The 19,763-nt window shown below is 59.5% G+C and carries 17 protein-coding genes; 3 read left to right on the plus strand and 14 right to left on the minus strand.

Annotated features, from left to right (window positions below):
* Positions 1 to 42: 42 nt before the first annotated feature.
* The 8 genes from rfbB to AC2FND_RS11680 all read right to left on the minus strand — a co-directional run bounded on the left by rfbB (position 43) and on the right by AC2FND_RS11680 (position 11,545).
* Positions 43 to 1,086, minus strand: coding sequence for a dTDP-glucose 4,6-dehydratase (rfbB, locus tag AC2FND_RS11645; protein WP_496769847.1), 1,044 nt, complete (start codon positions 1,084 to 1,086; stop codon positions 43 to 45).
* 3 nt (positions 1,087 to 1,089) lie between these two features.
* On the minus strand, positions 1,090 to 1,647 hold the full coding sequence (gene rfbC, locus AC2FND_RS11650; RefSeq protein ID WP_496769849.1) for a dTDP-4-dehydrorhamnose 3,5-epimerase: 558 nt from the start codon (positions 1,645 to 1,647) through the stop codon (positions 1,090 to 1,092).
* 142 nt (positions 1,648 to 1,789) lie between these two features.
* Positions 1,790 to 3,535 (minus strand): Mur ligase family protein, encoded by a 1,746-nt coding sequence (locus AC2FND_RS11655; RefSeq protein ID WP_496769851.1) that lies wholly within the window; start codon positions 3,533 to 3,535, stop codon positions 1,790 to 1,792.
* Between the two features lie 14 nt (positions 3,536 to 3,549).
* Positions 3,550 to 6,351, minus strand: a complete 2,802-nt coding sequence (gene cphA, locus AC2FND_RS11660; protein ID WP_496769852.1) for a cyanophycin synthetase — start codon at positions 6,349 to 6,351, stop codon at positions 3,550 to 3,552.
* A 15-nt stretch (positions 6,352 to 6,366) separates the two neighbouring features.
* Positions 6,367 to 7,263, minus strand: a complete 897-nt coding sequence (locus AC2FND_RS11665) for a cyanophycinase (RefSeq protein WP_496769853.1) — start codon at positions 7,261 to 7,263, stop codon at positions 6,367 to 6,369.
* A 272-nt stretch (positions 7,264 to 7,535) separates the two neighbouring features.
* Entirely contained in the window at positions 7,536 to 9,047 is a 1,512-nt protein-coding gene (gene amaB, locus AC2FND_RS11670; RefSeq protein ID WP_209599362.1) for an L-piperidine-6-carboxylate dehydrogenase, read from the minus strand.
* A gap of 3 nt (positions 9,048 to 9,050) precedes the next feature.
* The gene (locus AC2FND_RS11675) at positions 9,051 to 10,157 is read right to left on the minus strand and encodes a saccharopine dehydrogenase family protein (RefSeq protein ID WP_480833414.1); all 1,107 of its coding nucleotides are present in this window, start codon (positions 10,155 to 10,157) and stop codon (positions 9,051 to 9,053) included.
* Positions 10,158 to 10,291: 134 nt separating this feature from the next.
* Entirely contained in the window at positions 10,292 to 11,545 is a 1,254-nt protein-coding gene (locus tag AC2FND_RS11680; protein ID WP_496769856.1) for a cytochrome-c peroxidase, read from the minus strand.
* A gap of 33 nt (positions 11,546 to 11,578) precedes the next feature.
* Here AC2FND_RS11680 and AC2FND_RS11685 point away from each other — a divergent pair, with 33 nt between their 5' ends.
* On the plus strand, positions 11,579 to 12,049 hold the full coding sequence (locus tag AC2FND_RS11685; protein WP_209599364.1) for a tetratricopeptide repeat protein: 471 nt from the start codon (positions 11,579 to 11,581) through the stop codon (positions 12,047 to 12,049).
* Positions 12,050 to 12,079: 30 nt separating this feature from the next.
* On the opposite strand, the gene AC2FND_RS11690 is transcribed toward AC2FND_RS11685, so the two are convergent.
* From AC2FND_RS11690 to AC2FND_RS11715, 6 genes are read right to left on the minus strand one after another with little or no spacing between them, the layout of a single operon-like run.
* The gene (locus tag AC2FND_RS11690; protein WP_496769858.1) at positions 12,080 to 13,141 is read right to left on the minus strand and encodes a TRAP transporter substrate-binding protein; all 1,062 of its coding nucleotides are present in this window, start codon (positions 13,139 to 13,141) and stop codon (positions 12,080 to 12,082) included.
* 24 nt (positions 13,142 to 13,165) lie between these two features.
* On the minus strand, positions 13,166 to 14,455 hold the full coding sequence (locus tag AC2FND_RS11695) for a TRAP transporter large permease (protein WP_209599366.1): 1,290 nt from the start codon (positions 14,453 to 14,455) through the stop codon (positions 13,166 to 13,168).
* A complete protein-coding gene (locus tag AC2FND_RS11700) occupies positions 14,456 to 15,043 on the minus strand; it encodes a TRAP transporter small permease (RefSeq protein ID WP_496769861.1) in 588 nt (195 codons plus the stop codon).
* Positions 15,044 to 15,096: 53 nt separating this feature from the next.
* Positions 15,097 to 15,612 carry a flavin reductase family protein gene (locus AC2FND_RS11705; protein WP_496769878.1) on the minus strand — a complete coding sequence of 172 codons (516 nt, stop codon included), beginning with the start codon at positions 15,610 to 15,612 and terminating at the stop codon, positions 15,097 to 15,099.
* Positions 15,612 to 16,502, minus strand: a complete 891-nt coding sequence (locus tag AC2FND_RS11710; protein WP_480915255.1) for an aldo/keto reductase — start codon at positions 16,500 to 16,502, stop codon at positions 15,612 to 15,614. Before AC2FND_RS11710 ends, AC2FND_RS11705 begins: the two co-directional genes overlap by 1 nt.
* Entirely contained in the window at positions 16,502 to 17,656 is a 1,155-nt protein-coding gene (locus tag AC2FND_RS11715; protein ID WP_209507965.1) for an LLM class flavin-dependent oxidoreductase, read from the minus strand. Before AC2FND_RS11715 ends, AC2FND_RS11710 begins: the two co-directional genes overlap by 1 nt.
* Positions 17,657 to 17,761: 105 nt before the next feature.
* Here AC2FND_RS11715 and AC2FND_RS11720 point away from each other — a divergent pair, with 105 nt between their 5' ends.
* Together AC2FND_RS11720 and AC2FND_RS11725 are read left to right on the plus strand one after the other, a co-directional pair.
* Positions 17,762 to 18,472 carry a GntR family transcriptional regulator gene (locus tag AC2FND_RS11720; RefSeq protein WP_496769863.1) on the plus strand — a complete coding sequence of 237 codons (711 nt, stop codon included), beginning with the start codon at positions 17,762 to 17,764 and terminating at the stop codon, positions 18,470 to 18,472.
* Positions 18,473 to 18,484: 12 nt separating this feature from the next.
* Positions 18,485 to 19,585, plus strand: coding sequence for a Gfo/Idh/MocA family protein (locus AC2FND_RS11725; RefSeq protein WP_496769865.1), 1,101 nt, complete (start codon positions 18,485 to 18,487; stop codon positions 19,583 to 19,585).
* The last annotated feature ends 178 nt before the right edge of the window (positions 19,586 to 19,763 follow it).

The raw sequence follows: 19,763 nt of genomic DNA on the forward strand, positions 1-19,763 counted from the left end.
GTTCCCGACCCAGCTGACCGGTCGCCCCGAAGACCAGAAGTTTCACGCGCTGACCCCCAGCCGTTCGCCAACGCCGGACCGGTTCTGTAAAGACCGCCACCAGTCTTCATTGTTCAGGTACCATTCAACCGTTCTGCGCAGACCTTCCTCTACCGTCACGGACGGGCGCCAGTTCATTTCGTTGCGCATCCGCGAGGGATCGATGGCGTAACGCGCATCATGCCCGGGGCGGTCTGTGACAAAGGTGATCTGGTCCGCATAGACCCCCTGCGGTTTCGGGCGCAGGTCGTCCAGGATCGCGCACAGCGTCTGCACCAGTTCCAGATTGCTGCGCTCGTTCTCGCCACCGATGTTATAGGACCGGCCGACAGTCCCTTTTTGCACCACCAGCAAAAGCGCGTCGGCGTGATCCTCGACATACAGCCAGTCGCGGACATTCGAGCCGTCGCCATAGATCGGCAGCGCCTTTCCCGCGATTGCGTTCAGGATCACAACAGGGATCAGCTTTTCAGGGAAATGATAGGGCCCGTAATTGTTCGAACAGTTGGTCAGCACCACCGGCAGGCCATAGGTCTCGTGCCAGGCCCGGACCAGATGATCGCTGGAGGCTTTCGACGCGGAATAGGGTGACCGCGGATCATAGGGGGTATCCTCGGTGAACTGGCCGGTGGGGCCCAGGCTGCCAAAGACTTCATCGGTCGAGATATGGTGGAACCTGAAAGTGTCCGGTTTTCCCTGTCCGGCCCAATAGCTGCGCGCCGCCTCCAGCATGTTGTATGTGCCCAGGACATTGGTTTCGATGAAAGCCCCCGGCCCGTCGATGGACCGGTCAACATGGGATTCCGCCGCCAGGTGCATCACCGCATCAGGCGCATGTTCGGCAAACACCGCCTTCAGGGCCGCAGGGTCTCGGATATCTGCATGAACAAAGGCATAGTTCGGGTTCTCTGCAACCTCGGCAACATTGTCGAGGCAGGCCGCATAGGTCAGCGCATCAAGGTTCACGACCTGGTGTCCGTCCGCAATGGCACGCCGCACGACCGCGGACCCGATGAAACCCGCACCACCTGTCACCAACAGTTTCATATTCTATCCTTCGTAAACAAACGGGCTGTCAAAATCGGCCAGCGCAGGCGCAATCCTGTCCTTGTCGCTCAGCACCGGGTTCCCTTGCAAGGGCCAATCAATACCACAGCTGTCCCAGCGCACACCCCCATCGGCATCCGCATTGTAAAAGCTGGTACATTTGTAGCAGATTTCGGTGTCGGGCTCTAACGTCACAAAACCATGGGCAAATCCCGCCGGCACCCAAAGCTGCCGCCCGTTCTCAAAGCTGAGCTCGATGCCGAAAGATTGCCCATAAGTTGGCGATCCCTTGCGGATATCGACGGCAACATCATAAAGTGCGCCCCGGCCCGCGCGCACCAATTTGCCCTGCGCATGCGGAGGCGCCTGAAAATGCAGGCCGCGCAATGTCCCCGCCGCGGACGACAGCGAATGGTTGTCCTGCACAAATTCCGGCAACACAACCCCAGCCTCCTCCAGCCGCGCCTTGTTCCAGCTCTCAGAAAAAAATCCCCGCAAATCCCCATGCCGCTGCGGGCGAATAACCAATACACCCGACAAACCCGTCTGCTCAATCTCCATATCACCCAACCTCAACAACCTGTTGCCTGTGTTAGGCGAGTATTGTCAGGCTGGGTGTCAATGCAAGGGTGATACGCAATTTGCTGCTCAGTTGACCGCAGCCGGAGGTGGCGGCGCGTTGCCTTACTGGTCCGTCAACCCGTTAGATCGCCTGTTGGTCCAGCATCTCAAGCACGGCGTCGCGTTCCGACAGAACCAGCAGCAGGGCAAGATCGCCCGGTTCCACCTGTTTCAGGATCATAGCGGCGGCCTCGGACGGGGATGCGGCCCTTTGGATCTGGGTCTTGTTATATCCCTGTTCCAAGGCAGACTTTTCGATCAGGTCCGGTATCTCTCCCATTGAGCGGCCCCGTAGATACCCTTCCAGTTCAGCAGCAACGACCACGTCGGGTTGGAAGTTCAACGCGGTTGCGGTGACGTCCCGAATGTCCTGATCCGAGCGGTCTCCGGCATGGCTGAGCATGATGAACCGCCGTTTTGCCGGCAGGGCCGACAGCGCATCGCACACGGCAGAAATCGAATGCGGATTATGCGCGAAATCCACGAAAACCTGAGCGCCGTTGTACCGGAATTCGTTACAGCGACCCGGATTGTCCTTGGCATCCGGCTTGAACCCGGCCAACCCTTGCCGCACCGCCTCAAGCGGCAGTTTCAATGCCAGCGCAAGGCACATAGCCGCCAGAGCGTTCAGGATGTTGTATTTCGCGACACCGCCCATGGTCAGGGGCACGTCGGACACGGCAATGACCGCCTGCTCGGACCGGCCGTCGAAAAAGACGATATTGCCCTGCGAGACATAGGCGCAGCATGTTCCCGCGTCCCGCGCCCGACGGATCAGATCATTCCCGGGATCCAGCGAAAACCACCAGATATTTGCCGCAGTGTTTTCGGCTTCGGCACGGACAAAAGGATCATCGGCATTCAGGGCCAGAACACCGCCCTTGGTCAATGTCCGGTGCACGGCGAATTTCGCCTGAGCCAGCTCGGGCACCGTGTTCACGCCGTATTGCCCCAGATGATCATTCGCCACATTGGTGACAGTGGCGGCCATGGCCGCACGCGTCGGCAGGCCGCGACGCAGGATACCCCCACGGGCCACTTCAAGGCAGCCGATTTCAAGCCGCTTGTCGCGCAGCAACATCCGCCCTCCGCCGGGGCCGGAATAGTCGCCGCGATCCAGAATATCATCACCCACCCGCACAAACTCGGTCGAGGTCAGCCCCGCGACCTTGCCCGATGCGCGGGCGATGGCCTCCAGCAACCGGGTCGTGGTGGTCTTGCCATTGGTTCCGGTGATGAAGGCGACGGGGATGTTGTGAAGGGAGGGCCAGTCAACGTCATCCGGGGCAGGCAGTGCGTTGACAGGCCAGGTTTGACTGCCGGTGCCATGCCCGATGGAAATCTCGTCATCGTCGCACAGGATATCCACACCATGCGCCTCGGCGGCCGCGATCAGGGCGATCAGCGCAGGATTGGCCTCCTTCGCCATGACGCCTTTGACGTCCCGGATCATCTGATCAAAATCGCCGGGCGTGGCCTCCAACAACTCTGCCGCGCAGAAATGCCAGGCGGTCTGCGCCGCAAAGATCGCGGAATAAAGCTGATCCATCGGTGCCGAGATCGCCAGATTGACACCACCGGTGAAGGTTCGGTGGGTCAGCGCCTGATCCTGCCAGCCAAGCGCATCAAGAACGCACCGGGCATGTTTTTCCCACAGTGCAATGACCTGCGCAGGGTCGATATCCGTGAAAAACACGTCCATCACCGCGCCGGGGTGATCCCATAACAGGCCGGGGCCGGTCAGGCGCCGCGCGTCATCCACCCGAATATGATCAGCGGTCGCGTTTTCGATGGTCAGCGCGGTTTCAAGCTCTTCGATCCGGTCCATTCCGGTGCCTCCGCTCAATCCGCGTCTTCGCTGATTTCACGCGCCAGTCTTACACCGCGTTCGTCCCGGATCAGGTTCTGATCGCTGTCGAACATGTCCTCGAACGTGGTGTCGGCGGGGCTGGTCCCGGGTGTCGCCTCGGTTTCAGAGGTTTCGCCATCGGAATTGAAGTAGATGATCTGTTTCCAGCAGCGTGTGGTGTCATCTCCGAAGATCACCAGCAGATCGCCCGGTGCCGCCATCTCCAGCGCTGTGGTCACGGCCTCAACCTCATCCGGGATGATCGAGATTGCCTCATCCGGCGTCCCGCAATCGATCAGGGCCTGCCGCATCATTTGCGGCACTTCGTCATGCCCGCGACCCCGGCGGCGGTCATCGGCCTTGCAGATGAAGTGGTCAAAATGCCCGGCCAGCGCTGCGGCCCCATCAACAATGTCTTCATCGCGCCGGTCGCCGGGCATCGCAACAACGCACAGCCTGCGGCCCTTGACCTCCAACTGATCGGCCAAAGAGGCCATCGCCTTCAGCGCGGCCGGGTTGTGGCCGTAATCAAGGATCACCTTGAAAGGATGTTCATCATAGACATTCATCCGCCCCGGCGCTTGGAAATAACTGGTGTCAAAAGTGCGCAGACCATGCCGGATATTGTCCAGATCGACCCCAAAGCTATAGGCCATTGCCGCCGCGACCATGGCGTTTTGCACGTTGAAGATCGCCTTGCCCTCAAGCGTGGCGGGGATCAGATGCGACCACAGAACGGGGATGTGAAGCCCTTTGTCATAGATGGTCAGCATGTCGCCATTCATGCCTTTTTCCAGCACGATGGCCTTGCCCCCTGTCTTGATATGTTCCTTGACCAGACTGTGGCCGGGGTTGGTCGTGACATAGAAGATCTGATCCGCCCCGGCGTAATCGGCCATCTTCAGACAATTGATGTCGTCTGCGTTTAGCACGGCCGTATCGGTCGCGCTTTCCACCACCACCCGTTTGACGACGGCCAGCTCCTCGACCGTGTTGATCCCGCCCAGACCCAGATGATCTGCCGAGACGTTCAGACAGGCCGCCACGTTCGAGCGTTGATAGCCCAGACCCGAGCGCACCAGCCCGCCCCGCGCGGTTTCCATCACCGCAAAATCGACCATCGGATCACGCAGGACGATCTGCGCCGATTTCGGGCCGGTCATATCCCCCTTTACGCTTAGCTTGCCATCCACATAGACGCCGTCGGTCGAGGTCATGCCAACGATCTTGCCGCTGGTTTTCATGATATGACCCAGCATCCGCGACGTGGTCGTCTTGCCGTTGGTGCCGGTGATGGCCGCAATCGGGATGCGGGTCTGTTCATTGGCGGGGAACAGCATATCGATGACCTTGCCCGCCACATCGCGCGGCTGACCTTCGGACGGGGCCACATGCATCCGGAAACCGGGGGCCGCATTTACTTCGACAATCGCGCCACCGATATCCTTGTAGGATTTGGTGATATCGTCGATCAGGAAATCGACGCCTCCCACATCCAGCCCGACGGCCATGATGGCGCGTTCGGCCATGTCGCGGTTGTCGGGATGCACCACGTCGGTCAGGTCGATGGCGGTGCCACCCGTTGACAGGTTCGCGGTCGAGCGCAGATAGAAAACCTCGCCCTCGGGCAAGACAGTGTCTTCTGTCACGCCCGCATTCTCCATCAGGCGGTTTGCCTGATTGTCCAGCTCAAGCCTGGTCAGTACTTTTTCGTGCCCGATGCCCCGGCGCGGGTCCTGGTTCACGATGTCGACCAGTTCAGCAATCGTATGGGTGCCGTCGCCTGTCACATGGCCGGGGACGCGTTTGGCCACCGCAACCAGTTTGTCGTTCACGACCAGCATCCGGTGATCAAATCCGGTGATGAAGCTTTCAACCAGAATGGCGCGGCTGCGCGAATGCTCCTTGGCCTCGGCAAAGCCTGCCTCGACCTCGGCATCGGAATTCAGATTGATCGAAACGCCGCGCCCATGGTTGGCGTCCAAGGGCTTGACCACCACGGGAAACCCGATCCGCGCGGCAGCGCGCACGGCCTCGCGGGCCGAATAGACCATGCGCTGCTGCGGAACCGGCAGGCCAAGATCGTTCAGCAGGTTATGGGTGTCTTCCTTGTCGCAGGAAATCTCGACCGAGATATGCTTGGTCTCGGACGTAATCGTCGCCTGAATGCGTTTCTGAAACTTGCCGTGCCCAAATTGCACAAGCGATCCCGAGTTCAGCCTGATCCACGGAATGTCGCGTTCCTGCGCCGCCTTGACCAGCGATCCGGTTGACGGGCCAAATTCCTTGCGTTGCGCCCGCAGAACAAAGCTGCGCAGTTCTTCATCCCAGTTGAAGTCCGGGTCGAATTCGTAATCCACCTGATCTTTCAGGGATTGCGGCAGCAGATGCATCAGCAACCGCATCGCCAGATTGCCCGCATCCAGACCGACGTCGCGCTGGCGGTATTCATAAACCATATTGTACTGGCCCGGCTCACCTGTGCCGCGCGTCCGGCCAAAGGTCACGTCGGACCCGGCCACGTTCTGCACCTCGATGGCACAATGTTCCAGCACATGTCCCAGCCAGGTGCCTTCATCCTCGCGCAGGCGGCGGATGAAGCCGCCGGGTTCGCGATAAGAGCAGCCATGTTCCGCCAGACCGGGAAGCGCCTTGATCAAGGCGTCAATAAACTCGGAACCAATCCTTGCCGAGGGCCATTCTTCCAGAATTCCCAGATCGATGACGTGGCGAATGACCGGAAAACTTGCCCAGACATTCGGGCCGACAAAGACATTGGTCGAGATTATTTTCATGAGGCTCCCCGCTGGTTAGCTTTTTGTTTTCTCCCCGCTGGCGGCCTCTTGACCGGACATGTCCGGCAATGTGCAGAACGCCAAATGCTCATCCGGCGGAAAAGCCTGGCGAGCCGTCAGATCATAACGGCACCCTTCGCCCAGAACGTCAAGCCGAAGCCCAAGCAGGCTCAGCGCTTCGCCGCGGCGCGCGTCCCACATCGATGAATGGGTCAGATGACTGGCATCCACGACGGTAACCGATCCGCTGCCCACGACTTCAAGGACATTATCGGGCCCGATGAAGGCTGCCGTGTCTTCGTCGATACCCAGCCCGATCAAAAAAGGGTTGAAAGATGAAGCGGTTAGCAAGCGACCTAGCCGATTGCGCTGTGTGAAGTGCTGGTCGATGATGACGGCGTTGGTCAAACCCATGCCCGGAGCCAGTGTGATATTGCCTTCAGCCGGGGCCGAGTTGCTGCTACCCCCGGCCACCATATGTTCGGACATGATCGACGCGCCGGCTGAAGTGCCGGCAACCGGCACACCGGCCGCATTTCGGCGGCGTATTTTCTGCGCCACAAGCGTGCCACCCAGAATCGCCGAAAGCCGCAGCTGGTTGCCACCGGTCATGAATATCCCTGTGGCGCGGTCCAGCATCTCGGCATAATCGGGATTGTCGCAATCGGCACGCCGCGAGATGGGCAGAAATTCGACCTTGCCTGCACCCAGTTCGGAAAAGATGCGATTGTAGTCCGGTCCGGTTTCTTCCAGCATCGAGGCGGTCGGGATCACGACAATATCGGCATTCTCACCCCCTGAAAGCTCTACGAACTTGCGGTGAATTTGCATTTCCTTGACGCGGTCTTCGCCGCCGCCGATCGGGATGATGAACCCGCGCGGGGTCTCTGCATCAACGGGTGCAGGGCACATATCTTATTTACCTTCCGGTATAAAAGCAGCCAGCCATCGGGGCCACTCGGACGCTTAACCTGTTCATACATGCCGTGTCGGGCCATCTGACCTTATCTGACATGCCTTTCCCCCCAGCGACATCACATGCCGCACGGCAGGGATTTCGTCAAGAACCACCGGTTTTGTGCCTGCTTCAGCCTGCCTGGGCCAAACCCTTCACGACAAAAGCAATCCCCCCCAAACATCAAAGTTCCGGGGGGATCAGATTGTCCGTCAGTTTGCGCGCTGGTTCAGATGTCGAATTTGACACCCTGCGCCAGGGGGAGCTCTGCCGAGTAGTTCACAGTGTTGGTCTGGCGGCGCATATAGGCTTTCCACGCGTCCGAGCCGCTTTCGCGTCCGCCGCCGGTTTCCTTCTCGCCTCCGAATGCACCGCCGATCTCGGCGCCCGAGGGGCCGATGTTGACGTTGGCAATACCGCAATCCGACCCCGCCGCAGTCAGGAACTGCTCGGCCTCGCGCATGTTCAGCGTGAACACACAGGATGACAGCCCTTGCGGTACATCGTTTTGAAGCTGGATCGCGTCGTCAAAGTCGTCATAGCCCATGACATAAAGGATCGGCGCGAAGGTTTCGGTTTTCACAACCGCGCTTTGGCCGGGCATTTCGACAATTGCGGGCTGCATATAGACCCCCGCAGGAAGCCCTTCGGTCACGCGCTCGCCGCCGAACACTGTGCCGCCTTCGGCCCTTGCGGCCTCCAGTGCGGCCGTCATGGCGGCACCCGATGCCTCATCCACCAGTGGCCCGATCAACGTGCCCTCAGACAGCGGATTGCCGATGGGCAAACCGGCATAAGCCTTTTTCAGGCGGCCCACCAATTCCTCGCGGATCGAGTTGTGCACGATGAGACGGCGCAGCGTGGTGCAACGCTGACCGGCGGTCCCAACGGCCGAGAAGACAATGGCGCGCACGGCCATTTCCAGATCCGCCGAAGGGCCGACGATCATCGCGTTGTTGCCACCCAGTTCCAGAATGCACTTGCCAAAGCGTGCCGCAACAATGGGCGCAACCGCACGACCCATACGTGTCGAACCCGTGGCCGAGATGATCGGAACATCTTCGCTGGCCACCAGCGCCTCGCCCAACTCCGCGCCACCGATCAGGACCTGAAGCAACCCTTCGGGGGCATCGCCAAACCGCACCAGCGCGCGTTCAAAGATCTTTTGGCAGGCCATCGCTGTCAGCGGCGTCTTTTCGGACGGTTTCCAGATCACCGGATCGCCGCAAACCAGCGCCAAAGCGGCATTCCACGACCAGACGGCAACCGGGAAATTGAAGGCCGAGATCACGCCGACAGCACCCGCCGGATGCCAGGTTTCCATCATCCGGTGACCTGGGCGTTCCGACGCGATGGTCAGACCATAAAGCTGACGCGACAGGCCAACGGCGAAGTCACAGATATCGATCATCTCCTGCACTTCGCCCAGACCTTCGGACGTGATCTTGCCGGCCTCCCAGCTGACAAGTGCGCCCAGATCGTCCTTGGCCGCGCGCAACTCTTCGCCCAGCAGGCGGATCAACTCGCCCCGACGCGGGGCTGGCACAACGCGCCACGCCTTGAACGCGGTTTTGGCGCGGGCAATGATCGCGTCCATTTCGGTGGCCCGAGTTTCGTGCACTTCGGCCAGCAGGCTGCCGTCAATCGGTGACGTCACCTTCAGAGTGCCGCCTTTCAATGCGGCATCCGTCAGGTCCAGATTTGCAAGCGTGGTTTGGGCTGTCATTACGATGTCTTTCATATCTCAGGCCGCCTTGTTTTGCCGGGTCACATCACCAGCACGATACAGCTGGCCAAATTCTGTTTTCAGGAAGTCATTCAGTTTGACCTGTTCCTGCCGGACGAACCCTTTCGAAGGCAGCGTGCCGGTGCGCATCAGGTCAACAACGCCCAGAATACCCGCAGCTGTGGTGACCTGAATGGCACTCCAGACCTGTCCGTTGATGGTGCGGGCAAAGCTCTTGTTGATCAGGGATTTCTCGCGCAGAACGCCGTTGATCATACCCTTGGCCGTGCAATAGACCAGCACAACGTCCTGATCGGTGCGGGGCAGGGCGGTCTCGAAGATCTCTTTCAGCAGATCGCGGCGGCGTTCCAGCCCCAGATCGTGCAGCAGCAGTTTCAGGATTTCACAATGGCCGGGATACCGGATCGTGCGATAAGACACGGCCCGCGCCTTGCCTTCCAGCGTTTCCGGCAGCGTGCCCAACCCGCCCGAGGTGTTGAAGCATTCGTATTCCACGCCATCATGACCCAGAATCTCGTAATCTTCCAGCGGCGCGGTCTTGACCAGTTTGCCGTTCACGATGGCGTCGCAGGGATTGCAGTACTCGTTGATTAACCCATCGGTCGACCAGGTCAGATTGTACTTCAGCGCATTGGTCGGATAAAGCGGCAGCGCGCCCACCCGCATATGCAGGCTGTCCAGCTCATCAAACTCCGCTGCAAGCGCGGCTCCGGAGATACCCACAAAACCAGGTGCCAGACCACATTGCGGCATGAAAGCCGTCTCACTGCCTTCGGCCAACTGGCGTACGGCCTCGGTGGCCGCGACGTCTTCGGTTAGGTCAAAATAATGCGCGCCCGCCTCTTTGGCGGCCTTGGCAATGTTTGGGGTAAGAAAGAACGGTGCCGCTGAAACGACGGCGTTAAACCCGGTCAGCTCCTTTGCCAGACTATCCGCATCCCGGGCATCAATCTGCTTTGTTCCAATCCCAAGCCTTGTGATTTCACCCAGTGCTTTCAGGTCATGGTCAGCCACAGTCACTGTATAGTTTGGCGAGGCCCTCAGCAGCGTCGCGATCATCTGACCGATCTTGCCAGCCCCGATTACGCAAATATTCCAGGACATCAACGTCTCCGTAAATTTCTGTTCCTGATATTATGGTGCAGGGCTGGCCAGACATTTCCTAGGCCGCAATTTGACGAAGTGATCGACTTATCCGACATTATGCCGGAATAATTGTCATTATGGCGTGACCGCCATCAGGGGTTGAAATCGGTCGGCACCCCGAAAGGAGGAGAGCCAACACCAGTGCCCGTCAAGGAATGCAGAAATGCGACCAGGGCGGCGATTTCCGCATCCGAAAGCGTCATTGGCACAATGTCGATCCTGCTGCGCTGGCGTTCCATCTCGAACCGGTCGTCCCACACCACGAAATCCACCTCTTGCAACCAGGGGACCTTGGGCAACGCAGCCATGTCGGGTTTCCATTTGGCAAGGCTGGTCTGGGGGTCAAGATGGTGACGGATCATGCTTTCGAGATCCGCAAAAGCGCCGTTATGTCCATAAGGCGCAGTCAGGGCGATATTGCGCAGCATCGGCGTGCGAAAGCGATAGGCGTCTTCCACACGGTTGCTTTCCGCCATCCGCCCAACGTCCCGCGCATATGGATCCCATTGCCGGGTCCGACCCGGCCCGAAAGGGGGCAAACCCAGCGCGTGGAACTCTTGGTCCGACATCAACGGACCCGCATGGCAGGTCGCGCATCGCGCATTGCCATAAAACAGGTTCATCCCGTCTTTCTGGATGTCTGACAGCGCATCCTTGTCCCCGGCCAAGTACTGGTCGAATGGGCTGTCGGTGCTGCGCCATTCAATGGCCATGAAGGCCGCCAGCGCGTTGGCGATCTGGGTGATCGTGATGTCTTCGGTGGTCTCGATATCGTCAAAAGCCGCGACTATGGGTGGGCCATAGCGCGGATCGGTCCGCACGCGTTTGGCAAGGATCGGCCAGCCCTTGTCAATCCTGTCGTGAACCGCGCCGGTCACCTGATTTTCAGCGACATTACCGGCCATCTCGAATTGCGCGGTCAGCGGGAACAGGGCCTGCGCTGCCAAAAGCGAGTTCAATCCCCCGGGCAGCCATTCCTGTGCAGGCGAATTGAACCCGTTGCCATAGATGTTCGAGATGCTCAGGCGGCCATCGTGGAAAACGGTATGAATGTCCTTTGCCCCGAGGTTCCACAACCCCGGCGCATTTCGGGGAATGCGTTTGCGGATCCTGTCCGCGCCGGTGCCCGGTGTGCGGTCCGGCCCCAACCCCAGTCCGCCTTCGCCGATCCCCAGGGACAACCCGTCAGAGGTGCCGAAATCGGGATGATGGCAATGGGCGCATGAAATGTTCTGATTGCCTGACAGGATCGGATCGTAAAACAGTTGATGACCGATAGCGGCCTGTTCCATATCAAATGGGATAAAGTCATCATCCGTCAGCGGGCGCGGCAGGTCCTGCGCCACCGCGGCCCCCGCCCATACGAGGACAATCGCCCAATGCGCCAGTTTCTCTATACCCTTTGTTTTCTTGCGACCCCGGCTCTGGCTGAACTGGAACAGGCCCGTGACATGATGGAGGCCGGGGAGTTTGAAGCCGCGCGCGCGGAACTGCTGCCTGCCGCCCGGTCGGGCAATGCCGAGGCTGAGGAACTGATTGGTGTGATGTACGGGCTGGGTCTTGGGGTCGAGCAGGACCACGAAAGAGCGTTTGAATGGTATCTGCGTGCCTCGATGAAGGGGCATCCGGGGGCACAGTCGGGGGTCGGCTGGTACTATGAACTGGGTCTGGGAATGCCCGCGCCCGATCTGGTGCGGGCCTATATGTGGTACACGCTCAGCGCCATTGGCGGCGATCCCGATGCAGCGATCAGCCTTGAGGAAGTGATCAAGAAAATGTCGCCGGAGCAGATCGAGAAGGCGCATGTTCTGGTCAACGACTACAAAGGGTGGATGTACCCGTTTCGATAAGGGCCGGGCCACAAGGCCCGACCCATCCGTTTAGTTCAGGTCCGCATTGCGCGAGGCATTCACATCCGCCTCGGCCGCTGCGACGGCTTCGGTTAGCGCGGCAAAGATTTCATCACCACGGGCAACATTGGACTGAAACCAGGCATAGACCGGAGTGGCAGCCTCTTTGAACGCAGCCTTTTGCTCGGGCGTTGGGACGTACAGGTCACCGCCACCTGCGACGAAGTCCTCATATGCCTGGATCGACTTGCGCTTGGGCGAGGCAAAGGTGGCCTGTTGCAGGGCGTAGAACCCATCGACAACGACCCGACGCATATCTTCCGGCATCGCCTGGAACTTGGCGTTGTTCATCCACCACAGCGCACCCATATAGGCGTGCCCGTCCAGCGTGACATATTGCAGTCCCGCATCGGGGAACTTCATGCCCATAATGTCAGTGATGCCGTTTTTCGAGCCTTCGACAACGCCAGTCTGGAAGCTGGTGAACAGTTCCGGCCACGGAATCGGGGTCGGTGATGCGCCCAGTGCTTTGACCAGTTCCTGCGGCAGGTCTGCAACGACGGTGCGGATTTTCAGACCTTCCATGTCGGCAGGCTCGGCGACGCGGTGTTTTGTGTTGGCGAAGTTGCGCCAGCCACCGGTGTTGCCGATGGTCATCAGGCGGATCGCGCCACCGGAATCCTCAAGCGCCATGTCGCGCATGGTGCGGGTGAAATCGCCTGACAGAACATGCTCGGCGATCCGGTCATCGGCCATCAGATAGGGCAGGTCCAGAACCTGCACATAGGGGAAGATGCCCGACGCCCCGCCCGAGGTAGAGATATAGATATCGATGGTGCCATCCGCCACGCCCTGCAGGCATTCAGCACCGTTCGAGCACAGCTGGGTACCGATAAACAGTTCCACCTCGATGGCGCCGTTCGAGGCCGCTTCAACGTAGTTCTTGAACACGATGAGGCCGTCATAATCCTCGTCGTTTTCATTTGAATTTGCGGTGGCGCGCAGTGTGTAATCTGCAGCCGTTGCAGCGATGGCGGACGCGGCCACCAGCGATGTGGCCACCGCAGCAGTTTTGATGAAGTTTCTGAGCATGCGTTTCCTCCCTGTGATACTCAGTCAGTTTGCAAATCCCGTTATCCTCGGGATCGTCATGGATAGTGCGGGGATGTAGGTGATCAGAAAGATCACGATGATTTCGACAGCCAGGAATGGCAGGATCGCCTTGGCGATTGTTTCGACCCGCTCCCGCGACACTGCGGCGGCTACGAACAGAACCAGGCCCATTGGCGGTGTGGCCAGACCGACGGTCAGATTGACGCTCATGATGATGGCGAAATGGATCGGGTCTACACCGAGACTGGTGAAAATCGGGCCAAGGATGGGCCCAAGGATGATGATCGCAGGGCCTGCATCCAGAAACATGCCAACGATGAACAACAACAGGTTAATCAGGAACAACAGGATCAGTGGATTTTCCGACAGGCTGAGGATCAACGAGGCCAATTGTTCCGGGGCGTGGCTCAGGCTGACGACGGTCTTGAACGCCATTGCTGCGCCAACCAGCAGCAGCACCACGGCCGACGTCATACCTGCATTGCTCAGAACATCGGGAATTTCCCTCAGGGTCAGTGTGCGCAGAACGAAAAACCCGATGATAAAGGCGTAGCCCACAGCGACTGCGGCGGCTTCGGTCGGGGTAAAGATGCCCCCCAGAATGCCGCCCAGAATGATCACAGGCGTCATCAGCGGGAAGAACGCCTTGAGGCTGGCTTTGCGCCGCTCATCCCATGTGTATTTCCGGCTGGCGACGGGAAAATCGTACTTGTCGGCCATGAACTTGATCATCACCATCAAGCCGACACCGACCATGATCCCGGGCACGATTCCTGCAAGAAACAAGGCGGCCACGCTTTCGCCCATGACATAGGCATAGATGATCATGATGCCCGAGGGTGGGATGATCGGCCCGATCACCGAACTCGCGGCTGTGATGGCGGCGGCGAATTTTCGGGTATAGCCCTGTTTTTCCATCGCCGGGATCAGCATCGACCCCAGGGCGGATGTGTCAGCCACCGCAGACCCCGAAAGGCCCGCGAACAGGATCGAGCTCAGCACATTTACATGCGCCAGCCCGCCGCGCAGATGGCCCATCAGGGCCTGGCTGAACTCGACAAGGCGGATGGTAATGCCGCCACGGTTCATCATTTCACCGGCCAGCATGAAGAACGGGATGGCCATCAGCGGAAAGCTGTCCATGCCGTTGTAGACATTGCGATAAAGCAGGGTGATGTCGTTCGTCTGTCCGTTCAGCCACAGCAGGATGCCGGGCGCCGCCAGAAGCGCGAAAAAGACCGGCAAGCCAATCAGCAGGAAAATCAGGAAAGTGGGCAGGAACCAGATCAGCATCTATTCGGCCCCCACCGCTGCGTCGGGAATGTCCGGCAAAAGATGCGCGCCGCCAAGCAGGGTGACCACGGAACGCAGGATAAGCTCGATATTGACCGAGATCAGCAGAATGATGCCCACCAGCAGCGAAGCCATCATCCAGCTGCGCGGAATGCGATACCACTCGTCAAACCCAAGCGATGTCGGCAGATACAGGGCGGCGGTGGCGAACCTGCCGCCAAAGCCGGTGACCTCGGACCAGCCGATTTTGACCGCAACCAAAAGCACGGCCAGCGAGACCAGCAGGAGGAACAGATTGAGCGACAGGCCGAGCATTCGCGGCAAAAACCGTTGCAGCATGTCGATAGCTACAAAACCGCCGCGCCGAAAGGCCGTCGGTGCCATCAACCCGGTCATCCACAACATGCAGAACCGCGCGGCCTCATCCGGCCAAGGCAGGGCGTTGCCCAGAACGTATCGGAAGAACACCTGAATCAGGATTGCGATGACCATGAATGCAATCGCAACAACGCCAACCGCGCGGCCCAGACGCAGCACGGTTTCGTTCACAAATGCTATCGGCGCAAGCACCGATACCAGTCCGCCCATGCGGATCCTCCCTTGTTCAGCCGCAGGTGTGTCCCGCGGTCGTCAGATCGCGCTTAGTGCTGCGCGAATTGGCCCATTTTCCCGGCGTAGAACGTCAGCGCGTCGCCGTCGCTCATGCTGGCCTTCAGGACTTTGCCCACCACGATCACGTGATCGCCCGCGTCGTGATAGGCATGTTGTTCGCATTCAAATCGTGCCAGGCAATCCGACAGCAGCGGGGTGCCGTTTGCACAGCGCTCATGCCGGATGTCGCGCAGGGCATGGGCATCTTTCGAGCAGCCAAAACACAGCTCGGCCTGCGCAGACGATAACACATGCACCGTGAAATGCCGTGCCGCGCGAAAATAGGGGAACCGGCGCGAGTTGCGGTCACCGGCCCACATGATCAGTGGCGGGTCCAGCGACAGCGACGAAAAGCTGTTGGCCGTGATGCAGATCGGGCCGTCACCGCTGTCGCATGTCACAACGGTAACGCCGGTTGCAAACCGCCCAAAAGCATCCCGCAGGGTCCGGGTGTCGTCCTTGTGTGGCACAAAGGTGTGGGTCATATTCCTTGAGATTGCGTTCATCATGCTACCTCATGCCCCAGCGCCGCCTCGTACAGGCGGAACCAGGTTTCGCGATCAATTGTGACTTTCAGCGCGTCCGAGATGCGTTTGATACGGTTCAGGTTGTTGGTGCCCAGAACCGGCAGAATGCCCGCCGGATGAGCCAGCAGGAAGGCCACGGCCACAGCAGCCCGGTCTACACCGAACTCTTCTGCGATTTCATCAGCGACAACCCCAACGGGCGGGTTTCCGGCCATCAACAGCCCACCCCCCAGCGGCGACCACGCCATAAGGTGGTGACCGTGCTGTTGGTGAAACGCCAGATCGCCATTGGTGAATGGGGCGATCTCGCCCAGTGAAATCTCGATCTGGTTGGTGACCAGCCGGGTTTTCATCGCCGATTGCAGCAGGGTCCAGTCCCACGGACGGAAGTTCGAAACACCAACCGCGCCCACCTTGCCGCTGGCGACAGCCTCATCCAGTGCTGCCCCGGTTTCGTGGTGGTCCATGAACGGATCAGGGCGGTGGATCAGCAACAGATCGATGTGGTCGATGGCCATTTCCGACAGGGACGTGTCGATGGACTTCAGGATATGCGCGCGCGAGGTGTCATAGTATTTGACCTTCGCATCTGAATGCCGCCCCACAGGCGCGACGATGTCACATTTGGTGACGATCTCCATCTTTTGGCGCAGGCCGGGATTGGCGCGCAAGGCGTTGCCCAGAACGGCTTCGGCCGCGTATCCACCATATATGTCGGCCTGATCGAAGGTGGTGATGCCCTGATCAAGACAGGCTTGAATCTTGGCCTCGACATGCCCTGCCGAGGTGTCGCTATCGTCACCCAGCCGCCACATGCCATAGACAAGGCGGCTCATTTCCAGCGTCGGGGATAGTTTCACACGTTGCATCAGCGGCGCACTCCATTGCCCAGCGGCGTGGCCGGGGGTGTCTTGGGCACACGCCCGTACGCTTCGGGCAGCGAGCACGTTTTCAGATGCGGCATCACACGAGCACCGAAATGCTTGGCCTCATCCATGTGCGGATAACCCGAGAAGATGAAGGCGCGAATGCCCATCTTCCGGTAATCTTCGATCTTTGACATGACCTGATCGGTTGATCCGACGAGTGCCGCACCACAGCCCGAACGGGCGCGGCCGACGCCGGTCCACAGACCGGGTTCCACATAGCCATATTCATCCGCCAGATCACGGTTCCTGGCCTGATGCGCCACGCCAAGCGACGTTGCATCCAGCGCCCGCTCGCGGATCGCGCGGCCATAGTCGTCATCCAGTTTTGAAACGATGTAATCCGCGTATTCCTGCGCCTCGGCTTCGGTATCGCGAACGATCATGTGAACCCGCAGGCCGTAATCCAGCGTGCGGTCGTAGTTTTCGGCCACTGCATGAACAGCCTTCATCCGCTCGGCCAGTTGATCCTTGGTTTCCGGCCACATCAGATACACATCGCAATGCTCGCCGCACAGCTCCAGCGCCGAGGGCGAATAGCCGCCGAAATACAGCAGCGGCCCGCCAGTCTGATAGGGCCGCGCCGGGTCGGTTGTCAGACCTGTAAAGTTGTAGACCTCGCCCGCATGGTTAATCTCGTCCTGTGTCCAGGCCTGTTTCAGGATCTCGACCACTTCGCGTGAGCGTTGATAGCGATAGGCACTGTCGGCCTTTTCACCTGGAAAATCGGATGAAATGATGTTGACGGTCAGCCGCCCCTTCAGCATGTGATCCAGCGTCGCGATCGTGCGGGCCAGCATGATTGGCTGCATCTCGCCGCAGCGCACGGCGGCCAACAGGTTGATCTTTTGCGTGATCGGCGCACAACCGGCGACAAAGCTCAGCGTGTCCTGCCCAACCTGATAAGACGACGGGCACAGGATGTTGCGGAACCCCTGCGCCTCGGCCTCTTTCACGATGGCCGAGCAATGCTCCCAGCTGGACCGCAGATCACCATCAGGCACACCCAGGAACTGATAATCGTCCGAACATAAGGCGGCGAACCACGAAACCTCGGCCGCATCCAGATCAGGGGATGTGATGGGGACGATGGTCATTTGATTCACGCTCCGTGCATCTTTTACTTTCCTCTTGCGTAGCAAGCACATTGATGTAGATCAATAGTGTATCAATTTTTCCTGCGACCGAATGAAGCGCCTGAAATGCCCCCCAACACCCGAAACCCCAATGCCCTGCCTATCTATGTTCAGATTGCCGAGCTGCTGATCCGCGATATCGCTGCAGGCCGTTTGATCGATGGTGAGCGTCTGCCCCCGGAACGCGACATGGCGGCCGAGCTGAACGTGTCGGTCGGCACGCTGCGAAAATCGCTCGCCGAGCTTGAGAAAAAAGGCATGTTGGAGCGTATTCAGGGTTCAGGAAATTACATCCGCGAGACCGGAACCCAGAACAGCGTCTACGCGATGTTCCGGCTGGAACTGCCCCAAGGGGGCGGGTTGCCGCGTGCGGATATCCTGTCGGTCGATCATCTGAAGAAACCTTCCGATCTGCCGGATTTTGGTACCTCAGACACCGGATCGCGCGTACGTCGGATGCGCTATCTGAATGACACAATCATCGCGGTCGAGGAAATCTGGCTGGACGAATCAGCCGGCCTGATCAAGCGAAGCCTGCTGTCAGACTCGCTCTATCGCTATTATCAGCACCAGCTGGGCTTCTGGATATCACGGGCCGAAGATCGCGTATCGATTGGCCTGTTGCCCGATTGGACGCCCGCGGTGTTCACCAAAGCCGCCGGTGAACCGGTGGGCTATATCGAACGGTTCAGCTGGTCGGACAAGGCCGAACCTGTCGAATTTTCCAAGACCTGGTTCGACCCGGACCGGGCCACCTATGTCCAACGTCTGAAGTAAAAGGAAACGCGCATGACCCGGACCATCAATTACGGGCTGATCGGATGTGGCATGATGGGGCAGGAACACCTGCACAACATCGCCCTGCTGGACGGCACGCGTGTCGCGGCGATATTCGAACCCGATCCCTGGATGGCAAAAGCCGCGCAGGCGATTGCGCCGGGTGCGGTTATGGCACGCTCGGTGCAAGAGTTGTTGGATATCGAAGACCTGGACTGCTTGGTCATCGCCAGCCCAAATCACATGCATGTCGACCAGATCTGTGAAATCGCGCAAACGCGCCCCTTGCCGCTATTGGTGGAAAAGCCCCTGTTCACCAACCCCCAGGACGCCGCAAGGCTAGAGAAGGTTCGGCGCGACTATCCACACCCGATCTGGGTCGCAATGGAATACCGCTATATGCCGCCCATCGCGACCCTGATCGACAAGATCGGTGACACAGGAGGGGTCAGGATGCTGTCGATCCGGGAACATCGCTTTCCATTTCTGCGCAAAGTCGGCGACTGGAACCGGTTCAACCGCAACACCGGCGGCACTTTTGTTGAAAAATGCTGCCATTTCTTCGATCTGATGCGGCTGATCCTGCAATCCGACCCGGTGCGGATCACCGCAAGCGGCGGGCAGGCGGTGAACCATCTGGACGAAACCTACGGGGGCGAAACACCCGATATACTGGATCACGGCTATGTTCTGGTCGATTTCGCCAATGGCGCGCGCGCGATGCTCGAGCTGTGCATGTTCGCCGAAGGCGCCCGCTATCAGGAAGAGATTTCGGCCATCGGGCCCAACGCCAAGGTCGAGGCTCTGGTGCCGGGGCCGGGACGGTTCTGGCCCGACCATCTGGGATCGCCGCCCGTGCCGCAGGTCATCGTCAGCCCGCGGGACCCCAAGGGGCCAATATCGCACGACATCCCTGTCGATCCCCGCTTGCTGGCTGCCGGTGACCACAACGGCTCGACCTATTATCAGCACAGGGGGTTTCTGGATCTGGTGCGCGGGCACAAGGCCGAACCGGATGTAACAGTGCAAGACGGTCTGTGGGCGGTGCGAATGGGATTGGCGGCGCAGCAGGCCCTGCAAACCGGCGAAACGGTTCACCTAAAGCACCCTTAGACTGACCCCAGGCAGGTTCAGGGCAGAACCCTCTGCGGTGACAAATGTGTCGCTTGCGGGCCAATCTGTCGTAAACCAGCTAGTGAAGCGGGGCACAGTAGGGGACAAAACTGTATGACCTGTCAGTGTATTCCCACCCGTCTGGATCGCCGTGCGACCGGCTGTGATCTGGTCACGA

The organism is Ruegeria sp. BHSB056 (assembly GCF_059613305.1).